The 26,045-nt window shown below is 45.1% G+C and carries 26 protein-coding genes and 1 tRNA gene; 18 read left to right on the forward strand and 9 right to left on the reverse strand.

Going from position 1 to position 26,045, the window contains the following annotated elements; genetic code table 11:
• Positions 1-174 precede the first annotated feature (174 nt).
• Positions 175-954, reverse strand: a complete 780-nt coding sequence (locus P5704_024170) for a hypothetical protein (protein ID WOF81898.1) — start codon at positions 952-954, stop codon at positions 175-177.
• Between the two features lie 168 nt (positions 955-1,122).
• Here P5704_024170 and P5704_024175 point away from each other — a divergent pair, with 168 nt between their 5' ends.
• Positions 1,123-1,812 carry a hypothetical protein gene (locus P5704_024175; GenBank protein ID WOF81899.1) on the forward strand — a complete coding sequence of 230 codons (690 nt, stop codon included), beginning with the start codon at positions 1,123-1,125 and terminating at the stop codon, positions 1,810-1,812.
• Positions 1,805-2,908: a hypothetical protein gene (locus P5704_024180; protein ID WOF81900.1), complete on the forward strand. Its 1,104-nt coding sequence runs from the start codon at positions 1,805-1,807 to the stop codon at positions 2,906-2,908. Before P5704_024175 ends, P5704_024180 begins: the two co-directional genes overlap by 8 nt.
• 343 nt (positions 2,909-3,251) lie before the next feature.
• On the opposite strand, the gene P5704_024185 is transcribed toward P5704_024180, so the two are convergent.
• The 3 genes from P5704_024185 to P5704_024195 form a co-directional block, all read right to left on the reverse strand.
• On the reverse strand, positions 3,252-4,901 hold the full coding sequence (locus P5704_024185) for an IS200/IS605 family accessory protein TnpB-related protein (GenBank protein WOF81901.1): 1,650 nt from the start codon (positions 4,899-4,901) through the stop codon (positions 3,252-3,254).
• 48 nt (positions 4,902-4,949) lie between these two features.
• A complete protein-coding gene (locus P5704_024190) occupies positions 4,950-5,540 on the reverse strand; it encodes an IS607 family transposase (GenBank protein WOF81902.1) in 591 nt (196 codons plus the stop codon).
• Positions 5,541-5,728: 188 nt separating this feature from the next.
• Complete coding sequence (locus P5704_024195) at positions 5,729-6,292, reverse strand: hypothetical protein (protein ID WOF81903.1); 564 nt, start codon at positions 6,290-6,292, stop codon at positions 5,729-5,731.
• A gap of 196 nt (positions 6,293-6,488) precedes the next feature.
• Between P5704_024195 and P5704_024200 the strand changes: the two genes are divergently transcribed.
• Positions 6,489-7,478 (forward strand): hypothetical protein, encoded by a 990-nt coding sequence (locus P5704_024200; GenBank protein WOF81904.1) that lies wholly within the window; start codon positions 6,489-6,491, stop codon positions 7,476-7,478.
• A 25-nt stretch (positions 7,479-7,503) separates the two neighbouring features.
• On the opposite strand, the gene P5704_024205 is transcribed toward P5704_024200, so the two are convergent.
• Positions 7,504-8,718: a hypothetical protein gene (locus tag P5704_024205; protein ID WOF81905.1), complete on the reverse strand. Its 1,215-nt coding sequence runs from the start codon at positions 8,716-8,718 to the stop codon at positions 7,504-7,506.
• Positions 8,719-10,605: 1,887 nt separating this feature from the next.
• Between P5704_024205 and P5704_024210 the strand changes: the two genes are divergently transcribed.
• From P5704_024210 to P5704_024235, 6 genes are all read left to right on the forward strand, one after another.
• Positions 10,606-10,678 (forward strand) — tRNA-Lys (locus tag P5704_024210).
• Between the two features lie 417 nt (positions 10,679-11,095).
• The gene (locus P5704_024215; GenBank protein WOF81906.1) at positions 11,096-11,440 is read left to right on the forward strand and encodes a hypothetical protein; all 345 of its coding nucleotides are present in this window, start codon (positions 11,096-11,098) and stop codon (positions 11,438-11,440) included.
• 21 nt (positions 11,441-11,461) lie between these two features.
• Positions 11,462-11,971 carry a nucleoside 2-deoxyribosyltransferase gene (locus P5704_024220; protein ID WOF81907.1) on the forward strand — a complete coding sequence of 170 codons (510 nt, stop codon included), beginning with the start codon at positions 11,462-11,464 and terminating at the stop codon, positions 11,969-11,971.
• Positions 11,964-13,232, forward strand: coding sequence for a hypothetical protein (locus tag P5704_024225; protein WOF81908.1), 1,269 nt, complete (start codon positions 11,964-11,966; stop codon positions 13,230-13,232). Before P5704_024220 ends, P5704_024225 begins: the two co-directional genes overlap by 8 nt.
• 352 nt (positions 13,233-13,584) lie before the next feature.
• Positions 13,585-14,169 (forward strand): hypothetical protein, encoded by a 585-nt coding sequence (locus P5704_024230; GenBank protein ID WOF81909.1) that lies wholly within the window; start codon positions 13,585-13,587, stop codon positions 14,167-14,169.
• 19 nt (positions 14,170-14,188) lie between these two features.
• Positions 14,189-14,602 carry an antitoxin Xre/MbcA/ParS toxin-binding domain-containing protein gene (locus P5704_024235; GenBank protein WOF81910.1) on the forward strand — a complete coding sequence of 138 codons (414 nt, stop codon included), beginning with the start codon at positions 14,189-14,191 and terminating at the stop codon, positions 14,600-14,602.
• A 24-nt stretch (positions 14,603-14,626) separates the two neighbouring features.
• On the opposite strand, the gene P5704_024240 is transcribed toward P5704_024235, so the two are convergent.
• On the reverse strand, positions 14,627-14,821 hold the full coding sequence (locus P5704_024240; GenBank protein WOF81911.1) for a DUF1289 domain-containing protein: 195 nt from the start codon (positions 14,819-14,821) through the stop codon (positions 14,627-14,629).
• 186 nt (positions 14,822-15,007) lie between these two features.
• Between P5704_024240 and P5704_024245 the strand changes: the two genes are divergently transcribed.
• From P5704_024245 to nrdD, 7 genes are all read left to right on the forward strand, one after another.
• The gene (locus tag P5704_024245) at positions 15,008-15,490 is read left to right on the forward strand and encodes a hypothetical protein (GenBank protein WOF81912.1); all 483 of its coding nucleotides are present in this window, start codon (positions 15,008-15,010) and stop codon (positions 15,488-15,490) included.
• Positions 15,491-16,155: 665 nt separating this feature from the next.
• Complete coding sequence (locus P5704_024250) at positions 16,156-16,482, forward strand: helix-turn-helix transcriptional regulator (protein ID WOF81913.1); 327 nt, start codon at positions 16,156-16,158, stop codon at positions 16,480-16,482.
• The gene (locus tag P5704_024255; protein WOF81914.1) at positions 16,460-17,698 is read left to right on the forward strand and encodes a type II toxin-antitoxin system HipA family toxin; all 1,239 of its coding nucleotides are present in this window, start codon (positions 16,460-16,462) and stop codon (positions 17,696-17,698) included. The genes P5704_024250 and P5704_024255 overlap by 23 nt, the downstream gene beginning before the upstream one ends.
• A gap of 79 nt (positions 17,699-17,777) precedes the next feature.
• A complete protein-coding gene (locus P5704_024260) occupies positions 17,778-19,007 on the forward strand; it encodes a hypothetical protein (GenBank protein WOF81915.1) in 1,230 nt (409 codons plus the stop codon).
• 366 nt (positions 19,008-19,373) lie between these two features.
• Positions 19,374-20,054: a glycosyltransferase gene (locus tag P5704_024265; protein WOF82220.1), complete on the forward strand. Its 681-nt coding sequence runs from the start codon at positions 19,374-19,376 to the stop codon at positions 20,052-20,054.
• Positions 20,055-20,277: 223 nt separating this feature from the next.
• Complete coding sequence (locus tag P5704_024270; GenBank protein ID WOF82221.1) at positions 20,278-20,700, forward strand: 4Fe-4S cluster-binding domain-containing protein; 423 nt, start codon at positions 20,278-20,280, stop codon at positions 20,698-20,700.
• Positions 20,701-20,702: 2 nt separating this feature from the next.
• Complete coding sequence (gene nrdD / locus P5704_024275; protein WOF81916.1) at positions 20,703-22,541, forward strand: anaerobic ribonucleoside-triphosphate reductase; 1,839 nt, start codon at positions 20,703-20,705, stop codon at positions 22,539-22,541.
• On the opposite strand, the gene P5704_024280 is transcribed toward nrdD, so the two are convergent.
• Positions 22,538-23,248: a hypothetical protein gene (locus P5704_024280; GenBank protein ID WOF81917.1), complete on the reverse strand. Its 711-nt coding sequence runs from the start codon at positions 23,246-23,248 to the stop codon at positions 22,538-22,540. The two genes, nrdD and P5704_024280, sit on opposite strands and share 4 nt — an antisense overlap.
• A gap of 74 nt (positions 23,249-23,322) precedes the next feature.
• Positions 23,323-23,655, reverse strand: coding sequence for a hypothetical protein (locus P5704_024285; GenBank protein WOF81918.1), 333 nt, complete (start codon positions 23,653-23,655; stop codon positions 23,323-23,325).
• A 54-nt stretch (positions 23,656-23,709) separates the two neighbouring features.
• On the opposite strand from P5704_024285, the gene P5704_024290 reads away from it, so the two are divergent.
• Entirely contained in the window at positions 23,710-24,750 is a 1,041-nt protein-coding gene (locus tag P5704_024290) for a hypothetical protein (GenBank protein ID WOF81919.1), read from the forward strand.
• A 7-nt stretch (positions 24,751-24,757) separates the two neighbouring features.
• Here P5704_024290 and P5704_024295 read toward each other — a convergent pair whose 3' ends face one another.
• Positions 24,758-25,375, reverse strand: coding sequence for an NADAR family protein (locus P5704_024295; GenBank protein WOF81920.1), 618 nt, complete (start codon positions 25,373-25,375; stop codon positions 24,758-24,760).
• Positions 25,376-25,451: 76 nt separating this feature from the next.
• On the opposite strand from P5704_024295, the gene P5704_024300 reads away from it, so the two are divergent.
• Positions 25,452-25,982 (forward strand): hypothetical protein, encoded by a 531-nt coding sequence (locus tag P5704_024300; GenBank protein ID WOF81921.1) that lies wholly within the window; start codon positions 25,452-25,454, stop codon positions 25,980-25,982.
• Positions 25,983-26,045: the final 63 nt, after the last annotated feature.

Raw genomic sequence — 26,045 nt, forward strand, 5'->3', positions numbered from 1 at the left:
TCACGTAAGACATTGATATATATGAAAATTACTTCGATCTAATGTAATTTTAGAATGCGGCCTTAAAGTGAAATCTATCTCTGCAAGCCATTATCAGCCGCTTTCTAAATGAAGGGTGTAAGTGCTTGATTTATAAATAGAAAGGGGTCTAAAAGACCCCTGGAAAGAGCACAATCAGAAGCCTGGGCCAGCTTCATAGTCATGGCTTTTCTTCGTTTTCTTGCCTTCTTCGCGAACGCATTTGCTGAATTTTTCGATTTCGCGAAATCCAACCATCGCCACGAGATGAGGCTTACCATCAAGAACGAAGACATCGCCCGTCATGGAAGATCGCTGATTGCCACCAAGACTGATTGCATTGTCGAGTGAATGCCAAGGGGCATCTAGGTTTTGGGTTTTCTCCCAGGCCGACTCTAGAGCGCCAGCGCCTAGATTTTTTGGTACGGACACATAACCAGCCATTTTAAAAAGGCCTGCCTCATCGAACTTTTCAACGTTCTCAATCTTCGGAATCATTGCAAATCTTGCGGCCTCGTTCTCAAGCCCTTTTTGCATGGCTTCCCTGATATCCAAGAAATAAACTTCAATTGTTGTGTTGTCTGGGTTGGCGAATTCTGCAAATTTTCTTTCAGTGCAGGGGTAAAAATACTGGCTTACCTCATTAGCATCATTAAGAAACTGAATCAGCTTGTCCGAAAGCTTGTAGGAGACTGTCAATGCATCAAGGTCTAGATAGGTTAGCAAAAGCGTCCTTACCATACTGTACTCTGATGATTCGCCATCAAATTTTGGCGCAACCAGCGTTGGTGTCGCAAAGTCAGGAAATGCAGGCATATGGCTAAGCAGCATTCTTACAAATACACTACCGCTACTATCGGAAAACTCTTTTAGAGTTACCTCCTTAGATTCAACTAATTCCTTTAGATCTGACATGAGCTGTAAAATGGTTTTCATGGATTACCCTCTTTCTTTTAAGCTTAGCATTGTCAGCATTGACATGTGAATTTTTTTGTCATGACTTTTTAAGCACCTTGCTAGCGTTCAGGCCAAAATTATCGCTTGTGATTGCCAAGTCAAACATTAATGAGTCATATTATAAAAAATTAGGCAAGAAATATGTTGATGAAATTTGCAATCGCAAGCAATACGCTCTGTATGAATATACCTGATGGGCAACGGGTGCTGGAGGCAATTTTTGACAACGCAAGGCGCGTAGATCCTATGAAGCTGATCGAAAATTGCGACTTGCAAACTTTGCTTGATGAAGGTGAGAGCTATGATGACTTTGTTGGATCAGATGATTGCGCCGGATGCTATGAGACAATTTTGCCAGGCTTGCATACCTATTTCATTCAAACGTCTGGTTTTGAATTCTTTTTCACCATGGATGGGCAAGTACCAAATTGCGTATTTGAGCGAAATCCAGTTTTTGATTTCGTTGCAAGAAATCCTATGACAACACTTCTTTTGCCAACAAACCATCCGCTTTGCGCGGGTAAATATGGATACGAAAAATCGGGGGAGCTCCTGAGCGAGGAGCTTGAAATGATTGAAGGAAATAGTGTTCGATTTAGGCTTTATAAAGATGGAATAGCAATCGCAGGCCTTTCCGTAAAAAACAATACGGTTGATTCAATTTATGTTATTGACGAATACCGTCGTGCAGGATTTGGCACGTCAATTTTTAGGATGGTTAAAAGTGTGCTTGGGACTCTTGAGCATTCAAATTCTCTTACGGATGATGGCAAAGCATTTGTATCCTCCTTTGATAAAAGAAAACAAAATATAACAAGTGAGACCGAATATGTTTGATAGAAATGAGTTGATTATTTTAGGTAACGCGCAATCCGTGGATAAAAAATTCCTCTTAATCTTAGAGCTGCTTAAAACAGGGATGAAGCCAAATGAAATGGCTCTATTTCTGAACGAAGAGCGCGAAAGAGCAGGACTGGTACACGCAGTGAGTAGATTTACTGAGGAATCGGTAAAGTCAGATATAACAAGAATGATAAATGAGCACTACAGAAATAAAGACAATCATGATTTACTGTTTAAAGTATTCGCATCAGGTGATTATTGCTCTAAGCGAAATATATACTTCATGCCAATGTGGGAACCGCTCATAGATGGTATTAGGATTAAAACGAGGAAAAACACATACGACAATTTTTCATTCGCTAGATGGCAAAACGGACAACTTAAAAAGCCATCAGACTTCAAAGAATGGCTTAGCTCGAAGGGCATGATTCGCTTGGTGCTTCAGACTGTAATATTGGCTGACGATAAAGATGGACTGTTAATGCTTCTTAATATTCCTCGTGTTAAAAAGGCTATTGGAGATGACCTCTCAACTATGTTCAAGAAAAACTCGATCCCGTTGTCGTTTAGTGTCAATGAGGTTCTTTTATCGAGGAATGGAGGTAAAGCAGAATACGTCAAAGTGCTGATCGACCTGTGTACTGCCAATGACTCTAAAAGAATGCTCAACGCGTATAATAAAGATTTCAGCCAGGAATTAGGACACGTCATTATTTGTGGTTTAATGAATATAAATAATGATGCCGCTAAAACGCTTTGTAGTCTTTTGGTTAAAGATGGCTCTGACTGGTTTATGGGAGTCAAACAGCATATCCATGGATATGCTGCCTACTATGACCTAAAGGATAGGCAAGTAAGCCTAGAGGATGAGCTTGAATTAATATTAAGCATCCATGCCGATGTTCTAAAAACAAGTTCTTCAGCCTTGAGTGGAATACTTAAGTCAATTCCTGAGCATAAAATAGTTAAAGCAGTGGCGGGCACCCGCTTAGCAGATGAAGTGCATAAGCTAACTGGTTATGAAGGGGTTTTGCAAATGGCAAGCAATGGCTACAAAAAATCTGCCATTAGAGAAGAGCTTTCTATATGACAATTTCTGCTTGGAAATTTCCATCAGATCATCCTATGCGGCTATGCTAAACGTGAGGTAATGACACCGCATTGCTAGTTTGTGCGCATAATCAGCTCCCGTGCAGGTTGCCTCCAGGCGGATGATGTCCGCCATGGTCACGTCAGGATTCCCGGCGTCAACAACTGCTCTGGTCAGCTCCTCACACATTTTGACTACGTAACGTGGTGCAGGGTAATCAGGGTGCCGATCAAGATCATTCTTGCAAGCACCGCTCCTAACAACCCCGTCAAACCTACTCATTTCGGTTTGATGGTCGACCCCCGAGCGCGCTTTGGGGTCTAATGGTTAAGGCACGTTGCGTCTAGAAAGGAATACTTTCCAGTCTGGCTGAGAGTTGGAGACGGAACACGTGTGTCCGTTTCCTCGCCTCAGCCCGCGTTGACGTGTACCACTTTCCGTACGCTGACATGGCCTTTTTTAGACACTTGGCTTCATCTTTCCGGGCATCCACTGGCGCCTGGAAAGTGCAAGGTCGACGCATGACAGGTACAACACTGGTGCGCGGTAATCGGTCTCCAAGGCCCATGCCACGCCTTGCTATCACCAGGCCTGCGGCCTGGTGAGCGCTGTTTTTGGTTTGATTCAGGTACTTCAGCTTGCCGATGAAGCTGGTGAAGGCCGGATTGACCGCAATCACCTCGACGCCCTCTTTGAAGGCGCGGGTTTCGATGATCTGGCGAAACTTTCGATACACCAGCGAGCTAACCACTTTATTCAGCTTGGCATCGCTGGCCTTACCCTTCTGCATGCTGGATTTTTTGAAGCTGAAATCCAGGTTCTCGATCACCACGGGCTTTCCAACTCGCTTGGCCTGGGCAACGATTTCAACCGCAGCCATCTGAAGCCGGGTGGTCGTGGCTGGGCTGGTGATGTTGTCTTGAAATCGAAACACATGGTCGGCACAGCCGACCTTGTTGCCTTTCCAATCGACTTCCGTCATAGCCAAGTGATGGTTGTTCAGGTCGATACCGATGGCCCCGTTACGCCGATCTGTGGTGATGACTTGGCCTGATCGTTCGGTTGTGACCAGAATGCGCCAGCCACGCTTTTCATCTCGCACGAAACGGTAGCTCATGGCCTGTCCATAAGCATCCAGAAAACGAGACTCCTTATTGAGGGGCCCGACAAACTCAGTATCTTTGGCCTGCTTGCGGTAGTCAGATAGCGCAACCTTCCTAAGCCGATTGGCAGTTATTGCTTCATAGATCCAGCGCTGATCGTGACCAAAACGGATATCAGTGATGTAGCAATACTCACCGTGGATTTCTTTAAGCGCGTCGGGCAATCTAAGCTTCAGCGTATAAATGCCATCGCCCTGGGGGATGATCACACAGCCCTGGCAGCCGCTGCTTTCGTCTTTGGATCCCAGCACAAAAAACTGGCTGCTGCGCTCACGGCGCCAAAGCTCCAGCCACTCAGCATGATTGTTCAGGCCGTTTTCAATCAGGTTGAATTGCTGCCTGAACAGCCTGCGGCTGCCCATGCAGATCGATGGCCGCTTGGCCTCGACCTGACGTTCATAACCGGCTTTTCTGGCTTCCAGGTGATTAATTCTGATCCTGTGCTGACGCACAGCCTGATGAAGCCGCTCGGTTTTACCGGCCCACCGTGGCTGGTCAATGAGCCCAAGCTTTTTGCTGATACGTACGTTCTGACCAGCGATCTTGACCCGGCAGTCCTCAATATAGTTTTCGAGATTACTCAGCTGAGAATCGATTTTCCCGTCGACACTTCTGATCAGTGCATTAAATTGACGGCCAGTAATGCCATGTTGTTTCAGGAAAGCCTTTTTATCGACTTTCTCGCCCTTCGTGCGGGTCGCTATCGCGACCCTTTCAAGCCGCGAAAACAACTCGGCATAGGCGTCCAACGCTGCAACGACAGACAAATCCGTATCACGCGGCAAACGTGTCTGGATGGTCGTGATGCGAGTTGGAAGAGATTTAATCATGGCTAAATGATAGCCAATCTTTATCAATAAGTCAATTCACCCCCTCCGTCAAGCCGCTTTGCGGTTCTTGTGAGAACGGGCGCCGTATAAACGAGCGGAAAACACCGTCATCAACTCGATGACATCGGCTACAAGGCGGTTTTCTATGGTATTAGCTTGCTCATCTTCAAGAATTACCACGTCGGTTTTGTTGAGTTTGCAAAGTTCGAAAACAATATCCGCACCAAATCTTAGCAGGCGATCTTTGTGCATAAGAACCAAGGTTGAAACCTGGCCGAGCGCAATCATTTTGAGTAGTTTGCGGAAGGATTTTTTCTGGTAGTTAAGGCCACTACCCAGATCGGTCAGTAGTTCCAGGTTGGTGTATCCAGCCTTATGGCAATGATCTTCCAGGCGAATCTTTTGACGCTCTAGATCAGCCTTTTGGTCATGCGATGACACGCGGGCATAAGCGACAACCTTTCGATCATCAGGTCTGGATTTGCCACACTTTTGGTTAAGTTCAAGCAGCGAATAGCGGCGATGGCCACCACAAGTGCGAAAGGAGGGCCGCAAGCGTCCCTCATTTTCCCAACGCCTGAGTGTAGAAACCGCAACGCCTAATAGTTCACTCGCCTGACCAATCGAAACATGCTGCATAGCGTCACCATTTTATTGTTTTTATGCATAAAATGATAACAACGAGTAGGTTTGATTGGAAATCAGGACTGCTGCTTTAGCCCCTCCCGGACAGCGAACGTTGAATAATTTCCGAAAAAGGTTGATACCGCGTCGCATCTATCATGGTCGTCATCCTGATTACGTCGTTGGCTCAGTGCTTTCTCACATCACTTTCGGGCATCACGATACTGCGTATCGCGGTATCGTTTCCAGCTTCGATCACGACTGTTAGACCGGCAAATCTCAAAGCAATCACGCAGCTTTTCAATGTACCCCTTTCTAACCGGTGGCTCCAAATCATCCAGAGCCTGGTTCGCAGCCAGAATCGAGATGTTGGTTGTCTTCCTGTAATACTTACTACCACGCCACCGTCTGCCAGGTCTTCCTGACTTTCTTGGGCGAAGCATGTACAGGTCTAGCGCATAGTGGCGATTAATGACACGTAGAGCCCCAACCGGATCAATCTGCTTACCGCTACGCTGATCAATCAGCAACAGCTGGACATTGTGAGGGTGCCAGAACCCCTCAACACCATCCGTTACATAGTAACGCTTTTCTCTCAAAAATGTATCGATGAAATTATAGACCCCAAGTGAGCAAACAAGCTCATGGAGGGTGTACACATCACGGTAAGGGTTTACAAGCCCGTCAATGCCATCACCAGGCGCCTTTACTCTAACCAGGCGCTGCACAAAGCATTCGTCGGAGTGTTTCTGATCTTGGTAAATCATGGGTTATTCCTCAGGTAAAGTAACCTAATGGAATCCCTGGATGTATAGATACATGATGAGCCTATTGCGGTTATGGTTGATGCAATAATAGCAATCGTAAATCAATTGTCAATAGCTACGGTTCGCTTTGTCTGAACAGGCTTGAGCCGAGCATTCGTGAACAGCTATAGTGAAATAACTTCAACAGGATGCACTCATGAGCAACGCAGAAAATAACCAGTCACGAAACAGATCTGAAATAGTTGAAAGTAGGGCATATTCAGGTATAGATATAAATCTGATCGATGAACTGCCAACTCTAACTCGAACTAAATCTTGTGAATATTTTCTTAGGATTTATGGTGAGGGTGAGGATATCCTGCCCATTAAGGATTGGAGCGATGAGTTAATCATTGAAGCGGCATATGAAGAGCCAAGGATTATTAGAATCTTTGATATTTGCCTAAATGGCAGGCTTACCCAGGAGATAGCAGACAGAGCATTCATTGCCAACATTCAGTGCCTTGAGTTTATACCTCACTCTCTGGTGCGTAGAGAATTCATGATTGCCGCAGCAATGGAAACACCTTCAGTTTTCCTGAAGATGTCAATTCTACTCAACCACCGAAATCGAAAAGGGCTATTCGAAGCTGACGCAGAATTTTGGAGTGAATGCTTGCAGGCAAGTGGGTATAGCTCTAGCGTATTCTTTTCGATTCCTGATGATATGCAAACAGAAGATCAAGTATTGGAGTTCATGAACGCCGGCTACTTGAGCATGAGAACTTCTTACGTGCCTCATCATGCCCTTACTGACAAGGTACTGGCCGCCATATTAAAAACAAAGCTAATGATAGATAGTTTAGAAATGAGCCCAGACGAAGCGACACGGGGAATGAGACAGTTAGTCAAGGATGGATTTGAGTCCGTCTTCGTTCGACACAAGGTTCCCGAAGAGGAAAGAACAACCACTAGACTCTTTGAGATGTGCGATGAGATGTTGGATTACCAACGAGACAGGGATCATTATGCAACGCTTGAGGAGCTACGTCTTTGCGATCCTTCTGAGGTCGCAAGGCTAGTCACAAATGATCGCCATGTTGAGATATTCAAAAGAGTATTCGGTCGAGAGCTCTCATTTCAGCTCCTAGGTGACAAGGCTGCTAAAATGAGAACTAAGTGGGTACGAGAGGATTTCGGAATGTAGCCCATTGGTAGCGGAAGCGGACTGACTACAGTTCAAATTCGTCTCTAACCGCTACAGAGCGCTCGTCTCTACTGATTAGGTCACGGTAGTATTTCGTTTCAGAAAAACGGTCAATCAATAGTGCTCGGCCTTTTGCGTTCATTCCTGAAATTGCAGTTGTCCAATTAACGCTATCTTTAATTGTTTCAATGAAGTTCGTGACTTCTTTTTTCGGCATAGTCTTAACGCTGCCATTGCATAGCTTAACAAGCATTTTTGTGTTGATCTCAGTTAACAGATCATTGCCCAATCCGCTTTTCATAAGTCTTCTTGAAAAGGAGCTCATTAGCCATGGCATATTAGCGCCATCACCTTTATTATTTCTATTGCCAAACGGAAGTAGGGCAGGGGTCACGCCCATATCCAGCGTGCGTGAAAAGTTTTTTATGTGCGCGTTGAGGCGCAGGCCAAGAAGGTCAAGTATGGGTTGTAAATCAGTTCTTCGCGATGAAGTCAATCGACCTACGTCATTAGTCGTAATACACATCATGACTTCAAGAAGTTTGTTTACGACTCCGTGTTGCCTTACTGGATCAAAAAAAACTAGCTCACCATTATGACTGGCAATAGTTTCAACCTTAAGCCAATGACTTAAATCTTCATCACTGCCGCAAATAAACAATGGAATTGCTGCATTTAATGCATTCAAATACGCACTAAAGCCCCACAATTCATGCTCATCTGCTATTTTTTCATTCAAGCTCTTGCATACAAGTGATGCCTCTGTAGCATCATCATAGATATTGCTAAGCAAAACCGTAATGCCATTGCCGCCAAGAATTGATGCCACTTGACGAGTTCTGTTTTCTACCTCAGAGCTAATAATACTTGCTATGAGTTTTTTCACTTGGGCTTTAGGGTCACCTTCTAAATCACATTTATTTTGTCCAATAATTGCATTTAGTGAATCCAGCAGTTTCAATTTGTCTTCGAATGAGGTTGAATTTATAAGATATTTAAAATCAGCATCTTTCAACGATTCTGTACGGAAGAATATTTTTGCAGCACAATACTCATCCACATGCTTGTGATTGATTATGGATGTGGTTTTTGTGGTATTGATGCGATATGAGATCTCGCGATCTTGACACTCTTTTATCGCATAAATGAGCGCGTCCTCAGGAAGGGGCAGTTCACCACCATTAATTAACTCATTGACGTGTCTTCTGAATTCAATAAAGTTAGGCGCTATGCTGGACATGTTAATTTTCTCAAATGGTTCATGACTCAATTTAGCACGATCAATCCACAATGATCAAAGCATATTGCTTAAAGTACGTTCTTAACCATCATTGATTGATATGAAAAGAAAGACACTGAATTTTTGTTTCCCCGTCAATACATCAATTATTGACGGAGATCACGCCATAGCTCATAAACAAATTGACTATTTAACTCTTAACTCCAACTTTAACAGCCAGGGACAGCCTGTCAGCCAGCAATGACCCGAACGGCTTTACGTCATCAGCCGGGTTGGCATTGACCCATGCTTGCCACTCAGCTTCGCTGACGCCGTTGGCCATTAGCATTCCGGAGCAATTGGCCCCACCCATGCAGGCGCAGATGCCTCCTGTGCACCAGCGGTAGCGCCAAGCAGCTGGCATGCTATTCATTAGACCATCTACATATTCGTATCGAGCAGTTTCCACGGTTCATACCTCTTGTTGTCTTATTTCCTACTATATGGACATGGGCATTTTATGCCAATCAAAAAAATCTCAAACAGCCTATTGACACCTTGCAAAAGGTGAGTATTATAGGCACCTCAAGAGGCGCTAGTCGCTTCGAGTGATGTACCTTATAGGGCTGGTGTGCCTGAACCAGGTGGCGACATCTGGAAAGAGGGATTCTCGCAAACCCTCGCTTGTTTCGATAGAGATGAGAAAAACATCCAAGGTGAGACACTTGCAATCAGCTCTTGGCTGGTTGATAGCGCGAAGATCAGCTCCGAAAACGAATCGAGGGTGACACTGTAGATTCGAGTTGGCGTGAGAAACCAGCTAGGAGATCCATCTGATCGAGCGTGAATGTCAAAGGCCGTGCTACATGAGTTCGAGCTTGGCGGCAAGAGCGGGTAGCGGTTGGTCGAAGGCAGGCGCCGTAAAAAGCGCGAGGTCGTGACTAAACAGTTCAAGTAAGGTTAGCCGCCTGAAAGGACAGCGAGGCGTGTAGTATTCTGTCGGTCAAAAGCTGATGGAGCTACGGCAATGCACGTCTTAGCGAGAAATCGCATATATGGTTTGCTAAAAACGCAAAGCCATTGCCGGTATGCTGTGAAAGCACCCTAATCCTGGGCACGTTGGTGAACCCAGGTGCTGAAAAGCTCGCAAGGCTGATCGGCATTGATGGAAAGGCGCACGTAGGGGGTCGAACCTCGTACTGCTCGCAAGGCAGGCGGTAGCTGGAACATCGAGTAGCAGCATGCGTCAAGAGACATGCCACTCTATAAAAGGCGGGTGTGGGGTATGACGTCCGTGCCGGACGTGGATAAGACAGTAACGCCGGGTTTAGCCCCTCGGCGGTACGCTGATCGAACGATGCCCTGTTAGAGCCTGTAATCTCAAGGCTCTTAAGATTCAAGTCAGGCTGTTTTTCAAAAGCTATGTTTTGAAAAGAAGCTTTAGGTTTTAACAGTGCGGCTTGCCGTACTGTTTGATGGTCGATGAACCAGAACCGCTTGGTGACAAGTGGAAAGGGGTAAAGCTCGCATAGCCCCGCTTGACACTTCGGTGTCGAGTAAATCATACAAGGTGAGGTTTGTGGCGAAAGCCGCTCTTTATGCCCCTGGCATGAAGATAGCGTGAAGGTTCTCCTGAAAGAGACTGGCTGGGAAACTCTGGGTCAGTCTATAGATGCCTGGAAAGCGTCTAGGGGCCTCAAGAATCGAGCGTGAAAACCAAAGGCCGAGCTGTTTAGTCCGAGTTTGGCGATTAGGGCGTTCAGCGGTGGATCAAAGGTTGGCGTCTTCAGGCGCGAGATCGTGATCTACAGTTCAAGTAAGACTAGCCGTCTGAAAGGGCATGAGGCGTGTGGTATTTCGTAGGTCAAAAGCTTATGAAGCCACGGCAACGCACGTCTTGGCGGGTATAGCAAAGTAGCTCAGTTGGTAGAGCACACGACTTTTAATCGTTAGGCCATGGGTTCAAATCCCATCGTTGCAATTAAACGCAAAGTCGTTGCCGGTACAGTGTGATAGCACCTTAATCCTGGGCACGTTAGTGAACCCAGGTGCTGAAAGGCTCGCAAGGCTGATTGGCATTGATGGAAAGGCGCACGTAGGGGCTCGAACCCCGTATTGCCCGCAAGGCAAGCGGTAGCTGGAACATTGAGTAGCACTGTATGACAGAAGAAACGCCACTTCTCAAAAAAGGCAGGTGTGGGGTATGACGCTCAAGAGAGCGTGGATATGGGGGTAACTTCTGGCCTAGCAGCTTGAAGGTAAGCTTTCCTAACGATACTCTGAAGGGGCCTGTAATCTCAGGGCCCTTTAAATTCTAGAAAAGCTCAAGGGTGGCTTCAAAATTCCCTAACGAATTTCTAAACCTGAGGTGACTCGGGTTTTTTGCTTTGGAAAAATCATGAGCGACTGCGTTCCGTATGCTATCCACATCGTCTCTGGGGCACCACTCTCAACGGTCATCGAAATGGCCATCAAGCGAGACTGGGACGCGGAGGAAGGAATGAGCGCGGTTGCAGGATGGTGCCTATTAAGAGACATGGGGCTTTCCATAACCCCCATGATGACAACCGACAGCAAGCCCACTATCGCAAGCTTTGTGAAGCAGCTCGATCCTTCAAAGATCTTTATCCTGAGCGTCAAGGAGCATTGGATTGCAGTTAGGATGGGCGCCATTCATGACAAAGCCGCAACACATCCAAGAGCAGTTGTAACCAATTTTTTTGAAATCAAAAGACCCCTCTAGAAATCACATAAGGCTCTTAAAATGCACAAAATTTACCTTGCAGGCTTCGATGTATTCAGGCCTGATGCCATTGAACACGGGGAAAAACTGAAAAAGCTATGCACTGCTGCGGGTGTCATTGGGCTATATCCTTTGGACAACGATATTCCTCAGGGCCTTGCGATGGAGGATTCGGCCCAGTGGATCTGCAAATCGAACATGGCCATGCTAACCCAGGCAGATGCCGTCCTGGCTAACCTGGAGTCATTTCGCGGCCATGAGCCTGATTCTGGAACTGTATTTGAGGTCGGTGTGGCGATAGCACTCGGCAAACCTGTCTGGGCGTATTTCCCCGAAAGTGTGCCGCTTCGCCAGCAAGTTTCAACGGATCAGTTCGGCTGCTGCCCAGACGGGTATATCGTTGAAAATTTCAACCTTCCGAAAAACCTGATGATTGCTTGCCAATGGGCTGGCTCAAGCCATAATTTCGAAACGGCATTGAATTCTATTTGCTCACTATTGAACACATCAACTGAGGTATCAAATGACTAAATTAATAGAAGATATCTCTCAAAAAGGGCATTTAAAATCTGTCGTGCTTGATGAGTTCTCGCAATATAGCCCATTCAGGAATGACGGTCTAAAGCAGCGTATTCGCTCGCTTGAGGGCATTCCCGCCAACGTTTACCAGGTCTTGGGTAAAAATAGAGTTTTCGTTTTCGACAAGCTGGTTTCGCTGACACTTGACTATCAGGAAAAGGTACGTAGAGCGGCAACCGATGAAGAGATACGCTCTCTTCTTCCAGGGGCAATTATGCTGCCCTATGAGGCCGTGGCAAACGAGAACATAAAGCCAGAAGGCTATTCAATTGAAAGCACGGACGGTTCAACATGGGGCATTCGCCTTGAGCCATTCGATGCGGTACTCCTCGCCTCTTTTGCGTCGAAAGACGCAGCTTGCAAAGCGCTGGCCAATATCTTGGTAAGTGAGTCCATCGAAACGTCAGGGCCAGGTGATTTCGTCTTTAAGCAAATGCAGTTCAAGACTCATGCGTCTTGGGGACTGGATTCGTTGCCAGAAAAGCCCACGCTGGAAGCGTGGCAACTGGACGATTTTTATGGTTATCGTGCCATGGCGCGCACTCAATTTCGTGAAGGTTTCCCGCTGGTGACGGAGGATCAATTCAATTCGCTTCGCGAGCTGGAAAAGCAATGGAGCTCGGAATCTGAAATCGCAAAAAGATGGGCCAAAAGCGAGATCAACAAGATTTGGTCTCTAGTGGATCATTTTGGTCTTGATTCACTCAATAACCCGTTCGACGAGGTTGATGAGAGCAGCAGGGACGATGCCAAGAAGCTTAAAGCCATCTACCCAGAGCTGGGCATGCTCAGTGAAGAGTCTCTGTTCGATTGGTTTGGATCCTTCCAGTCCGAGTGTTGCTATTGCCGTGGATGGATGGCATATCGTGACGATGATTTTGTGTTTTATCTCATGGGGAAGCAGCTCAATCAAAAGACCGACGACAGAGCTGTTGATTTGGGGCAGATGCTCGCGTACGGAATCATGCTGGGCGAAGCCTACAACGAAGCCAAGATCAGAGCACTTCAGTGGTTTGCATATGACGACGCCTTAAGAAGCATGGCGTGGCGCACAGCTCAAGCAATGGCTTACCTTGACCAGTATGCACATAGTGACGCTGGCCACAGGGTCTCAATACTGAGCGATGTGATGAATGTTGGGCGTAAATATTCGGTTTCACCGGTAATGGTTGAGCAGACCCTGGAGGACTTTTCGGAGTGCCCTAGTAGCTAAGAATGGGATGGCGGCATAGCGCCATCATTTAGAGAAGATAAGGCCGTTTCGAGAGAAACGGCCTTTTTTGTTGCCTGGATTTCGTCATTAATCCGGCATGAGCTGACAAACACGCCAACCAAACGATGTTTCCATGGAAACATCACAGATTCAACATCGACTCACGAGCAGGGACACATAGTATAACGCGATTCGCTCGTATTTTTTTTGCTACTCATCGGTACATGAAATTAAAGACAATTTTAAAAACAATCGTATTGATGAGCCTATTTTGATATGCGTTAATTGACAGGAATTAACGAGCAGCCCGGATTATGCCGTATCCGGATCTGCCTAGCCCTGAGATTTCCACATGTTGAATAGGAACAATCACGTCCCGCACGATACAGAAGATAAAAATTGGTGGTGCCAGCACGGTGAAAAGCTCGAAGGACAGTTCGTTACGCTGTGCCGCGATCACCTTGATCTAAACGCCGTAATCAATCCAGAAAAAGCCTCCAACCGCTTCGCCCTAGACCTGATAGTTGAAGACAAAATAGCCGATCTCAAGACTCAGAACACACCTTTCTTCACAGCCTCCCGTTACCGCATGGATCCTCGGTACACCTTCACATTCAACCGCAAAGACTATCACAGCTACAAAAGCAAGGCGCCAGAATGCGACATATACGTATGGGTAGACTGGAAGCAGCTTGAGGGCTATGGGGCAAAAGTCGATTACTTCGGCGGAATATTTAGGCTACCTTTCATTGAAGTTGCCAAAATGATCGATGCAGGAGCTCCAGAGCACTATTACAAGCGTCGACAAAGCGAGTTTGATCGAAACGCCAAGTCTTCATTTTTACTCGACATTAGAAAATTTGAAGCACTCTTCGTATCTGACGGGGCTTTCTCTTTGCCGCCGACAGGCACCAGCCAGGCCCGTACGTTCCTTTAATGATCACGAGGAGAAGGTTGTGAAATTTCTATCAATAGAAACTGATCATATTGTCTCCTGGTTAATGGGGATGCCGTCTGATACCAACCTTAACGATCTGGTAGAAGCCGGTATTCCTCGAAAAGCCATTGAAACGCTCGCGGACAATGGCATAGACATCATGAACCTCGTAGTCCTGCCGGATCCCCTCATTGAGTCGCATGTCAGAAGTAACACATTGACACCTGAGGCCGGGTGGCTTGTTTACAGGGGAGTGACCGTAATAGTGCTTGCAGAAGCTCTACTTGGTAACCGTGATTATGCCATTGGGTGGGTTACCAGGTTCCTGCGTGGCTTGGGAGGCGCTACGGCCATGCAGATGATCGCCACAGATGAAGGTTACGATGCAGTCGTGGTTTTCATCGAGCGCATTGCGCACGGGGTGTATCATTGAATGCGGTTTAGCAGGCGTATCGAATCAGGATTGTCTTTTTGCTATACGAGCCTCAGCTACATGCTTGACCGCAATCTTGCGCTCAGATGAATACTGATTCCAATCCCTAACCTCGGGGATTGACCTTCCACAGCCGCGACAAATCTCATCGCCCACATTGTGTGAGCACCTGCCTACGCATGGTGATGAATCAGGTTGGTTAGGTCGTAGAACGCTCATTTGAATAACTCCTATTTAAAACATTATGTCATGCCTACAATTGAGCTTCTAGCCTCTTATAAAAAGATGATATGTCATCCTTTTGATTGGATTGGAGATGATATGTCATCCCCCATAATTCTGTAAAGGCTATATTGACATATACCATACTCTGGGTTATGCTCAACCATCAAAAGGAGAGATACTATGCGATACGCCAACACTTTAGAAAGCTATGTGCTTAACCCATTGTCTGTTGATGATGTTTCTGAATACAAGAGAAACTACCGCAAAGAAGAAAGTTTAATAGCTTTGAAAAAAAAGTTCGCATGCAGAATCGCTTCGTTTGTCAGCATCGCCAGCCTAGTTACTGGGCTGTATTTCATCGGGGATGATATCAGATTCTCATTCGAATCTTTAATGCTTATCATATTTGCACCGGTATTATCTTTTTTTATTTATATGGCATATACTGAAGGGCTTGGTGAAGTATTCAGAGAATCCTATTCAATCAGGATTAGTGGCGTGGAATACTTCACAAGCCTGGAATCCTTCAAAGAAATTAAGATTGATTCAAAAAGATTTGAATCATCTCAGCTATCTACGACTCTGATGAAATCTGCCGCTGAGAAGGGAAGGGGGCTTTACGATTTCGAAAAATCTTTAATTGCCAATCTTGTGAATATTTGAAGCGATTAATATTAGCGCAAAATATTTATTCAGAATAACTTGGTGAGCCCATGAAAATAACAGACGTTTTTTAGAACAGCACTTAGAATCTTTCGCCAATCATGCGGTGCTAGATGATTAGGAGGCAGAAAGTATTCGCTCTACAGCGCTATATCGAATCTTTGTTGGAACGGATGGCTCAGCATTACCACTAGGAACCTCACTGTTTTTGTGTGCCTGTGTCTTGTTCTTTACAGCTGTTTCTTTTGTTAATTGGCCACTTTCTTTCGCCAACCTTTTTGCTTTTTTGTTCATATACATTAGTTATTGTCTGAGTAGCCTAGAACCCTTAGAAAATGCAAGCCAGATCGTCGAGCTGCACGAAATCGCACGAGAGACACCTGGCGTGGCCAAATGGTTGCTGGAGTCAAATGAGAGAAACTGCTCGCCTAAGTATAGAGATCTTCGACAGCTAAAATTTCGCACGAAAAGATCAAGCCAGCTCTGGCCATCAAGCGTAAGCACTGCGAGGCAAAGAAAAGGCAAGAAGAGATGATGGAAGACCTCACTTCGCTCATGAATAGCGAATCCTAACAATCCGCTCAAGCCTATTGAAAACCTCGTGAGTTGTGGCTAATATGGATGACGTGTCACTCATTAGAAACCTTGGAAGATGACAGATCATCATGACTACGCTTACTGATGATTCGCTCGATACACTCAAGACCCTTGGTCTGAACGTCGATACAGCAAGACAGAGAAGACGACTATCGGTAAAGGTCTTATCGGAGCGGGCGCTGATTACTGCTCAAACCTACCGGCGACTACGAAACGGCGATCCTAGCGTTTCCCTTGGCGTTGTCATGAGCGTATTGCAAGCCATGGGGCTTGAGTCTCAGGTAGCCAACCTGGCTGACCCGAAGAATGATGATGTTGGCATTGGATTAGAAGCCACATGGCGACAAAAACATTTCAGAGGTGATAGCCATAATGAGCTGGAAACCAATTTCTAAAGCCTACGTATTCGTGATCGACAAAGGCAGAGAGCAACCCATTGGCGTAGTCGATATGAGCAATGGGGTCTATCGCTTCGCGTATGGTAAAAAGTGGCTAGCCAATCCTAACGCTTTCTCGATTGATCCAATTAATTTGCCTTTGTCTGATAAGGCATATCTCTCATCGAAGCTATGGGGTTGTCTTGAGGATGCCACGCCTGACAACTGGGGTAAAAAGGTTCTTCTATCCCTTCACTCACATCAGCCCCAAAATCCAATAGAGTGGCTGTTGGCTTCGCGAGGCGCTGGTGTTGGTGATCTTGGGTTCTCGGCAACCCTTACCAAGCTTGCAAAAATGAACCCAACGCCTAGATTCGATGACCTGGTATCGCTCATGGAGGTTGCTCATGAGATTGATGAGGGTGATGACAACGTAGATCCTGCCCTGGCAAAAATGCTTTGGTATGGTTCATCAATGGGCGGTGCGCGCCCCAAAGTAACCGTTTCGCATGATGGCTATGAATGGATAGCCAAGCTGGGGCGCGATGAAGATGTGTTTGATCAGGTCAGGGCTGAGCACGCCTGCTTGAACATTGCGCGGACATGCGGGCTCGACGTATCTCATTCAGAGCTCATAGAGGTCGGTGGCAAGCCTGTGCTTTTGGTTAAGCGATTTGATAGGGCCGGTGATGCAAGGCTGCATTACTTAAGTGCCTATGCCGCCATTCATCCTGAGCGGGCAAAGCCAAATGACCCGGAATCCATCATCAGCTATGCAAAGCTTGCGGAAATCGTGAGGAGAATCAGCTCCCAACCGAAAAAAGATCTTCGAGAACTTTTCTCTCGTATGTCGCTTAACTGCCTGATTGGCAACAGTGACGATCATCTGAAGAACCATGGATTTCTGAGGATTGTTCGAGATGAGTATAGATTGTCACCCGCGTTCGACATTCTTCCTCATCCAGAACAAATGAGTGAGCAGGCGCTTATGGTTGGGAAGTATGGGAGAAGATCAACCGTTGAAAATGTTTTAAGCGGTTGCGAGAATTTTGGACTTTCTCATGCTGAAGCAAAAGCGATTGTTGACAGTCAGATCAAAGTCCTCAGTAAGAGTCACGATTTTTTTCGAGAGGCCGGCATGAAGGAACGCGACATCCGCTTGCTACATAAGGCTTGCAATCGTTTAACGCCGCAAAAGCAGTTCGATAATCAATTGTTTGAGAATACACCATAACAATCCAATATATGTTTTGATGACTTTTACAGGCAAAAGCATATAGAATAAAAGCACAACAACATAAACGCGTGAGCTTATGACTAACTTTAACCTCTCAAACTTCAATCATTTCCGTTACGCAGGTATCGGGTCACGCAGGATTACAAGCAAAAGCTCATATCTAATGATGAGATTCTCTTGTTGCATGGCCTTTTACGGCGGAGTAATGGCATCTGGCGGTGCTGATGGATCTGACACATCGTTCGAGGTTGGGGCCAAGATAGCTTATGACGCGCTTGCAAAAAAATTGGGACTTCCTGAAAGAGAATACAAGCACGTACTTGAAGTCCATCTGCCATGGCCAACATTCAATGGTAGAAATAAAAACCCATCCGAGGGTTATTATCACGCAGAGTCAGATGCGGCCCTGAAAATGGCTTCTAAATTCCACCCAGCCTGGGACAGGCTTGGTCGAGGCCCACGCGCCATGATGTCAAGAAACTGTATGCAAGCGATGGGCTCTGCGCTTGATACACCGGCTAGGTTTACGATTTGCGAGACACCAGATGGCGCTTATACGGCAGCCATGACCTCATCAAAAACAGGTGGTACAGGGCAAGCTATTCGTGTGTCCGATGCCTATGGGATTAAAGTCTATAACCTAAAAAATCCAGATCATCTTAAGCGAGTTATCTCGTGGATCGATGACTGCGAAGAAAAAATATACAAGAAGTTTGGCTTGAAGCCGAAGGAACTGGTGGATGATTTCCTGAGCTCATTTAAGGGTATAAAGCAGCATCAAACAGGAAATCTGGTGGAGATGGCAAATCGAGGTGAAATTGACGTCCTTGTACATGGCTCAAATTGCTTCCATATGAACAGCGGCATTGCCAAAGAAATTCGCAACACATTTCCTGAGGCTTATCAATCATTCTTGAAAACGCCAAAGGGCGATAAAACCAAGCTTGGTAAGATTGACTGTGTAACGGTTGAGCGAAATGGCAAGCCGGTTACTATCGTCAATGCTTTTGTTCAATATACTTGGGGGCGCGATCCAGATGTACTTTATGTTGATTATGAGAAGATCAGATCATGCTTTGAAGCGGTCTCCAAGCAGTTTGACAGGAATGTCAAAATTGGAATTCCAAGAATTGGCTCAGGTCTTGGAAATGGATGCTGGGTAACCATTAGCAATATCATCAATCAGCAGATGGGTAATCACAACCTAGTTCTTGTTGACTTGCCTTCACGGGAGCTGGATCTGCATAACGATACAGAAATGGCGTCTCCGGTCGTGGAATCAGGCGACCAAATGAGCCTCATCTAGGGCTTGTTTGTGAATAGCGGGACGCCATTGGTCGCGGGTGGAGGGGTTTTACTACCCTTCTGAAAATCTCTGCAAGCCCCTGGCAACCTCAGCGTCGCGTCGCTAACTGTTGCCGTGCAGAGCACTACAGGATCTTGAATAATCACTTGTGTGATATGATGTTATTGACATTAACCGAGTTACCCCAGAGATAACATCATGACAACAAGCCTATCTTTTCTGATTGCGGCCCATCATGCGCAGGATTCGCTACCACCATTGGTCAATGCTTTGCTCACACAGGGCTCCGAGAGATACCCGATTGAGCTCGTTATCAGCATCGACGAGGGCTTTGACTACAAATCAATTCTCCCTGATGATTAAAGAATCGTTTATTGCGAAGAAGGCATGAATTCCGGGCCATCCGCCGCAAGGAACAGGGCATTGTCGCGCGCCACCTCATCTCATATCACCTTGATGGATTCAGACGACCAAGTGGCTGAAAATTATGTCGAAAACATCTTCATTGGCCTTTCTTCCTATGATGCCTTTGCGGTAAGACCTGTATACAGACAAGGTAATCGTGAAATCAGAGGGCTAGAGCTGGACAGCCTCACAAGTTCTCAGTTTGCGAATTTTTACGGTAGCGTTCCATTCGTGGCTCCAAGATCATGGATACCCACATTTCCAAATGTCGTGGCTGAAGATGGGGTAGCCACCATTAACGTTATCCACCGAAGCGGCGGTACGCTTCCAGTAGTAAATGCGACATACTTCATTCAGCTGAGTGAAACCTCATATTGCGCAAGCCAGGGGAGCACGTTCACCGAGCGTTACCAGCCTCATCTTGATGAGTCCGAATCAATTGCGTTGCAAATGGGCAATCCTGGGCTTGCCGCAGATGTGGCCACTCTGTATCGAACCCGATTGGCGATGAGTAAAAACTATGATCGGCAATGCGAGGTAAACCCCGCTTTCGGCTATCATGAGTACGTAATGGCTTCGCAGCACATTTCTGCTCAAGTGAAGGCGCCAAAAGATGCCAATCATTTTTCATATGGGCTTTGATGCAGGGTAGTCCCCCAAAAAGTCGATCACGATTAACCATTGACATCCTTTAAAGCCCTATCGGAATTCTGATAGGGCTTTTTCGCTTCCAGACCAATCCTTTTATCCATGAATTTCAATAATTGATGCTAATCAATTGTTCAGTGCTGATCCGATGCCATAGTGAACTCATAGGCTAAACACAACATGAGGTGTCCTGGTGAGGGTGAGCCGTGTAGATATAGTGTTTCAAGAGGTTCCTGGCGAAATAGCCTTGGCGTTTTCAGTGACAGGCTGCAAGCTTCGGTGCGAGGGATGTCACAGCCCAGAGCTATGGTCGGAAAAGAACGGGGAACTGCTAAGTGACGAATACTACCTACATACGCTAGATCGATATTCTTGCCTGGCGACTTGCGTGTTGTTTTTTGGGGGCGAGTGGGAGCCCGATAGGCTAGTTTGGTGCCTTTCACAAGCTGTACTGAAGGGATTCAGGACTTGCCTATACACAGGTGAGGAATCAATCAGTGAGGCCATAATGGATCACCTGGATTTCGTAAAGCTTGGCCCTTGGATCGCTTCGAAAGGCGGCCTTGATCAAATTAATACTAATCAGATTTACAAAAACGCAAAAACAGGCGAGCGCCTAAATCAATTATTCTGGAGATGACCATGCTGTACCTTAGTAACGAACAAGCCAAAAAGAAAATCGAATTTATTGACAACTACACAAATTCGACCAACGCAGCTGACGGATCAAAATATGATCCAAACTCTAACGTAACATCAAAAAACATTGCAACGTTAGCAGCCGAGCTCCACAAAGATACGAACATTGCAATCAATCGAACTCTAATGTTCAACGAGATTACCAATTGCTACGGCGAAGATCTTGCTAAGGAATACATCAGGCAGCTTGAACATCATGAAATTTACAAGCATGACGAGACAGGAGCTGCGTGCATGCCGTACTGCGTCTCTGTCAGCATGTACCCTTTGCTAACTGGCGGCATGAAACAACTGGGGGCTGAGTCGAATGCTCCTCAACATCTTAGCTCCTTCTGTGGCTCGTTCTGCAATCTGGTCTTTGCGATCAGTGCGCAGTTTGTAGGAGCAGTAGCAACTGTAGAGTTTCTCACATATTTCGACTATTTCGCGCGTAAAGATTATGGCGATAATTATTTAAAAGACAATAAGAAGCTGATTGATGGTTTCTTGCAACAAGTTGTCTACACAATTAATCAGCCAGCAGCAGCAAGAGGCTATCAGTCATGCTTCTGGAATATTAGCTTGTATGATGAGTATTATTTCAATTCATTGTTCGAAAACTTTGTTTTTCCGGATATGACTGCCCCTGTATGGGAATCTGTTAAATCGTTGCAGGTTTACTTCATGGAGTGGTTCAGGAAAGAGCGCGAGAAGGCTCTGTTGACCTTCCCTGTGGTAACAGCTGCCATGCTCACCGCTAACAATGAGCCTCGTGATAAAGAATTCGCAATGTTTTGCGCAAGCGAGTTATCACAGTCAAACTCATTCTTTATGTATCTCTCAGACAGTGCAGACAGCCTTTCCAGCTGCTGCCGTCTGCGCAGTGAAGTCAGCGACAACACGTTCTCTTACACGCTGGGGGCCGGAGGTGTGGCAACTGGAAGCATTTCTGTTATGACGATTAACATGAACAGGCTTGTTCAAAATGCGCTCAGGGCAGGTGAGGGCGATAGCCTGTCTAGAATTGATAAAGCAATCGAAGATCAGGTCATCAAGATTCATAAGTACCAGGCTTGCTATAGAAAGATCGTTGAGCGCATGCTGGCTAACCGTATGTTGCCTGTTTATGATGCAGGTTTTATCACGCTTGATAAGCAGTACCTTACCATCGGCATCAACGGCATGGTCGAGGCAGCCGAGTTTTGTGGACTCAAACCAAACAACAATTCCGAATACATCGATTTTGTTTCTGGAAGGTTAAAGATCATTTTCGACCTTAACAAGAGTGCTAAATCGTCCACTGGTGTCATGTACAACACTGAGTTTGTTCCAGCGGAATCTCTGGGTGTGAAAAACTCAAAATGGGACAGACAAGATGGATATGTTGTTAATAGAGATTGCTACAACAGCTATTTTTATGCAGTAGAAGACGACTCTGTTAATGCATTGGATAAGTTCATATTGCATGGTGCAGATATGGTCAAATACCTAGACGGCGGAAGTGCACTCCACCTGAATCTCGATGACTACCTCGACCAGGAAGCTTTTTACAAGCTTATTTGCTGTGCTGCAATGTCAGGTACAAACTATTTTTGCACTAACGTCAAAGTGACATGCTGTGAAGATTGTGGCCACATTGACAAGAGAACGAAGCACTCATGTTCTGCATGTGGTAGTGACAACATTTCTTGGGCCACCAGGGTGATCGGCTACCTGAAGAAGGTGAGCTCTTATAGCAGTGAGCGTAAAAAAGAGCATGCCTTGAGATTTTATCACAAGAACACAAAGCAAGCTGCTGGCTAAATATCTAGATCTGTTGCCATCCAGCGTTTGGCAGGTAAATGCCTGCCAAACAGCTTAACCACCGCTTCCAAACCATATAGTTCTCTGCAAGCGTCCGGTAAATTACTTTGCTTACAGGTCTCAATTATTATTAAGCTGTCTTCCATCCTTAAAAGATGCTTCAAAACAATTCTGTTTGCTTTATCTCTTATGTCAGCACTTTTTACCTTTGAGCTCAATTTATCAAGCTCTACTAGTTTGCTTTCCAGACTTTTGTCATTCATGCTTCTAATTCTCGACTTTCCTCCAAGATTAGAGTGCTTTGGGTCAAGCGCATTTTTAATCAGTTTATCGATAAACTTTGGATTTACATATGTAATTGAATCATAATTGTGCAATATCGAGTAATCACAAATATCGAATGTATGCAGTTCATCTGGCAGAGTCTTAAGAATATCGCTATCCATGCGAAGAATATTCATAATGATCTCTTCATTGAGAATTGAATGATCCCTTAGGTCATACAAATCCTTATCCAAATATACGGATAAGATTAAATCCGGTGTCCAGGCCTGCTTCGGTATAACAGAACACACCCGCCTTTCCGTGTAAAAAGCAAAATTCACCAGATCCGGGGTCATGCGCTCAATAGGCAACTGTTTTATTAGAAAAGGATTTTTTCTTAAAATTGCGCGCAAGCCATTTTGATCAAGATTTTCAAAAGTCATCCGACTGCCTGACTCGATTGAATTGGTACTATATTTAGTATATATCACACGTCGGTCTATGACATTACATTTACTTACTGTGGATGATCTTCATTATCTCTACGGATTGCTTCAGCAAGCACCAGAAGAGCATTCCTTACACGTAAGCTACCACCCCCACCAAAGTAGTTTCTAAAGCGTAAAGATTCGAATGAATTTGGCAGGAACACGTGTAGGTCTCCATCACTTGCGATATGCACCTGGAGTTTGTGCTTCTCACCTGAGCAACCATCACGATCATCCTGCAAACGTTCATAGGTTTCATCAGGGCTTAGTGACTTGATCCAGAAGTCGCCTTCCAACACGGTATGGAGTGCGCTTTCAAGTTCCTTGTGGCTAGGATTGAAGCAGGCATTATCTGAAGCCATGATATTGATCCATTAAGTAATCGCTCAACACGACAATAGGAGTCTATTGACGACATGTCAACTAATTTCTTATCGTTAGTGCATGCTAATGCATTTATCGCTATAATAATTGAAATACGTAAAGGCTATCACATGACATACCTATACAGTTTACTCAAAGAGGCCTCGGCCATTGACAACGAAAATAAAAAAAGAATATCAGAGCTCGATGATTCGATTTCGGCAGTACTCTCTAAAGATATGCAATGGGCATCAGACCCAATCGAGTTTAGCCAGTTAGCATCCCTATTTAAAAATCCAGGATACATTAATAGCTTTAAAGCTGCTTATGCGGGTTTCATAAGTGTCATGATGGGGATACCTAACGTTGCTATTAAGGGTGAATCTTACATCCAGGACTTCTATATTAATACTCTACCCCAAAAAGTAGAATTTTACGTTTCGTATAAAGAACCATTTATTGAGTTATTTGGGTATGAACGAGCTTTGACCAAGCTTAAATCTGCAATGATTGGGAGTAGCACTGAATGCGTAATACCCGCATTTGAGAGCTATGGCGAGGTTTTGCTCGATGACAATGACTTTAAGATGTCATTGGTAAGCAGGGTCATCCCAAGATATTCTCTGATGGATTATGCTTTTGAAGCCTGCTCGCTAGAAGATAGATTACCTAAGTTTCAGGAGTTTTTAGCAACATCCATATTCGAAGACTACAGATTCTCCAGAGAGAAAAATCAAACATGCCCGTCAATAAAAGGTGCTGAGTGGCTTTTGAAAAAAATTGGAATTGATAAACTACTAGACATCTATGATTTTTTGAGCCCAAAAGAAGACGATACCACTAAAGGCGAAAATCTGAGTGCGCTATATACCACGTTGGATAGTGAAAAGTATAAAGCAAACGTCAAAAAGGCTTTGCTTAACACACTTAGATCAGTTGAGCCAGTCACTCTAAGCAAGCGCTATCCTGATCTAAGTATTGAAGTTGTACGCGCGTTATCAGATACCAAACCAGATTCGGCATATGTAAAAAGTCTGGTTAAGGCTTATCCTGAGCATAAGCGATTACTTATAGTTAACAGCTTTGAAATGTAAGCCTTAATTACAAATCCATGGATGGGTCACTAGGCCTAAGTTTTGTATTGCTGACACCTACAGGGGTCGGTTGCTCAGGGGAGGTCGTCATCTGTTCGAGCTTTAGCTCGGATGCGATTCTGCTTCTTGCTCGCATCAAGGCAGTACCCAGAAGGTTTAGCCCTTTCCACTGGGAGGGATTTAGGATCCTAGAATCGTTCTCACTGAGGCCCACTCCCCAAATTTTGTCGTATCGACTCGCTTCAACAAGAATAGTATCTTCAGTTGAGAGCAGGAGTCTTTTTAATTTTTCATTCTGTGAAAACTTTGCATAGCAGCCGCTGGCCACAATCCCATCTCTGCGCGCTTTCCAAACGTCTTCATCATATCCTTTAACCTTCCTTCCGAGTGCCTTATGATCTTTTGGGTGTGTAGCATGCATAATGTCACTTGCAATTTTCTCATCGCCGAAGAGCTTTGCTTTGCAATACATCATGAATTGCTCCATGCATATGAAGCGAATCCCTTTAACTTCAAAATCAGACCTATACCAATTTGAGAACTCATCATTTTCACTGAAAAATAAGGTCAAATTTCCGACTTTGCGCATTTTAATCCTCTCAAATGAAGTCTTATTATCCCACATTTCATCGCTTCGATCCAATTGCTTCTTATTGTCAAAATCCTGAATTATGGGTTATCCTTAATTTACGAGGAGCTTGATGATGCCCCAAAAAACGAAAATTAAAGAATTTCTTCAAGATATGTACATGGCCGCTAGAGGAGGCGATTTTATTCTTCTCGACGATTGTATTAGCAAAGTTTGTGATGAATTCAACTCATTAGCCAATTCAGCACAATGGCTGATGTTAAGTGATGCAATTTCTTCATTGACCAAGTTTCAGCAATATCAGGAAGATATTCCTGATGAAGCCATATTGCACATCGCAAAAAAGATTCCTTTCAGCATTCGCGGTATTGCGACCATGACCGACCGCTGTGATGAGGTTCAAATTGAGCTTGCAAATAATCTTGTTAGATTTCAAGGCTACGACACACTTAGCGCATCCCACATAAAGCATACGATCAATTCGTGGATAGCTAGGGGGAATGAACAAAGCGCAGTACAGGTTATGGCTGACATTCTTTCCAGCCAGACTGACGAAGATAACAATGTTGATTTATTTATTGTCGCTTGCAAAGCTGCTTCTTTATATAAAAGATCATTTGTAATGGATTTCTTAAAGAAATGATCATCAAATAGCATCACTACGTGGTCATACTAAAGAAGCATCAATCTCTGATGCTGTAAATTT

This window comes from Pseudomonas sp. FeN3W, assembly GCA_030263805.2.
Taxonomy (GTDB): domain Bacteria; phylum Pseudomonadota; class Gammaproteobacteria; order Pseudomonadales; family Pseudomonadaceae; genus Stutzerimonas; species Stutzerimonas stutzeri_G.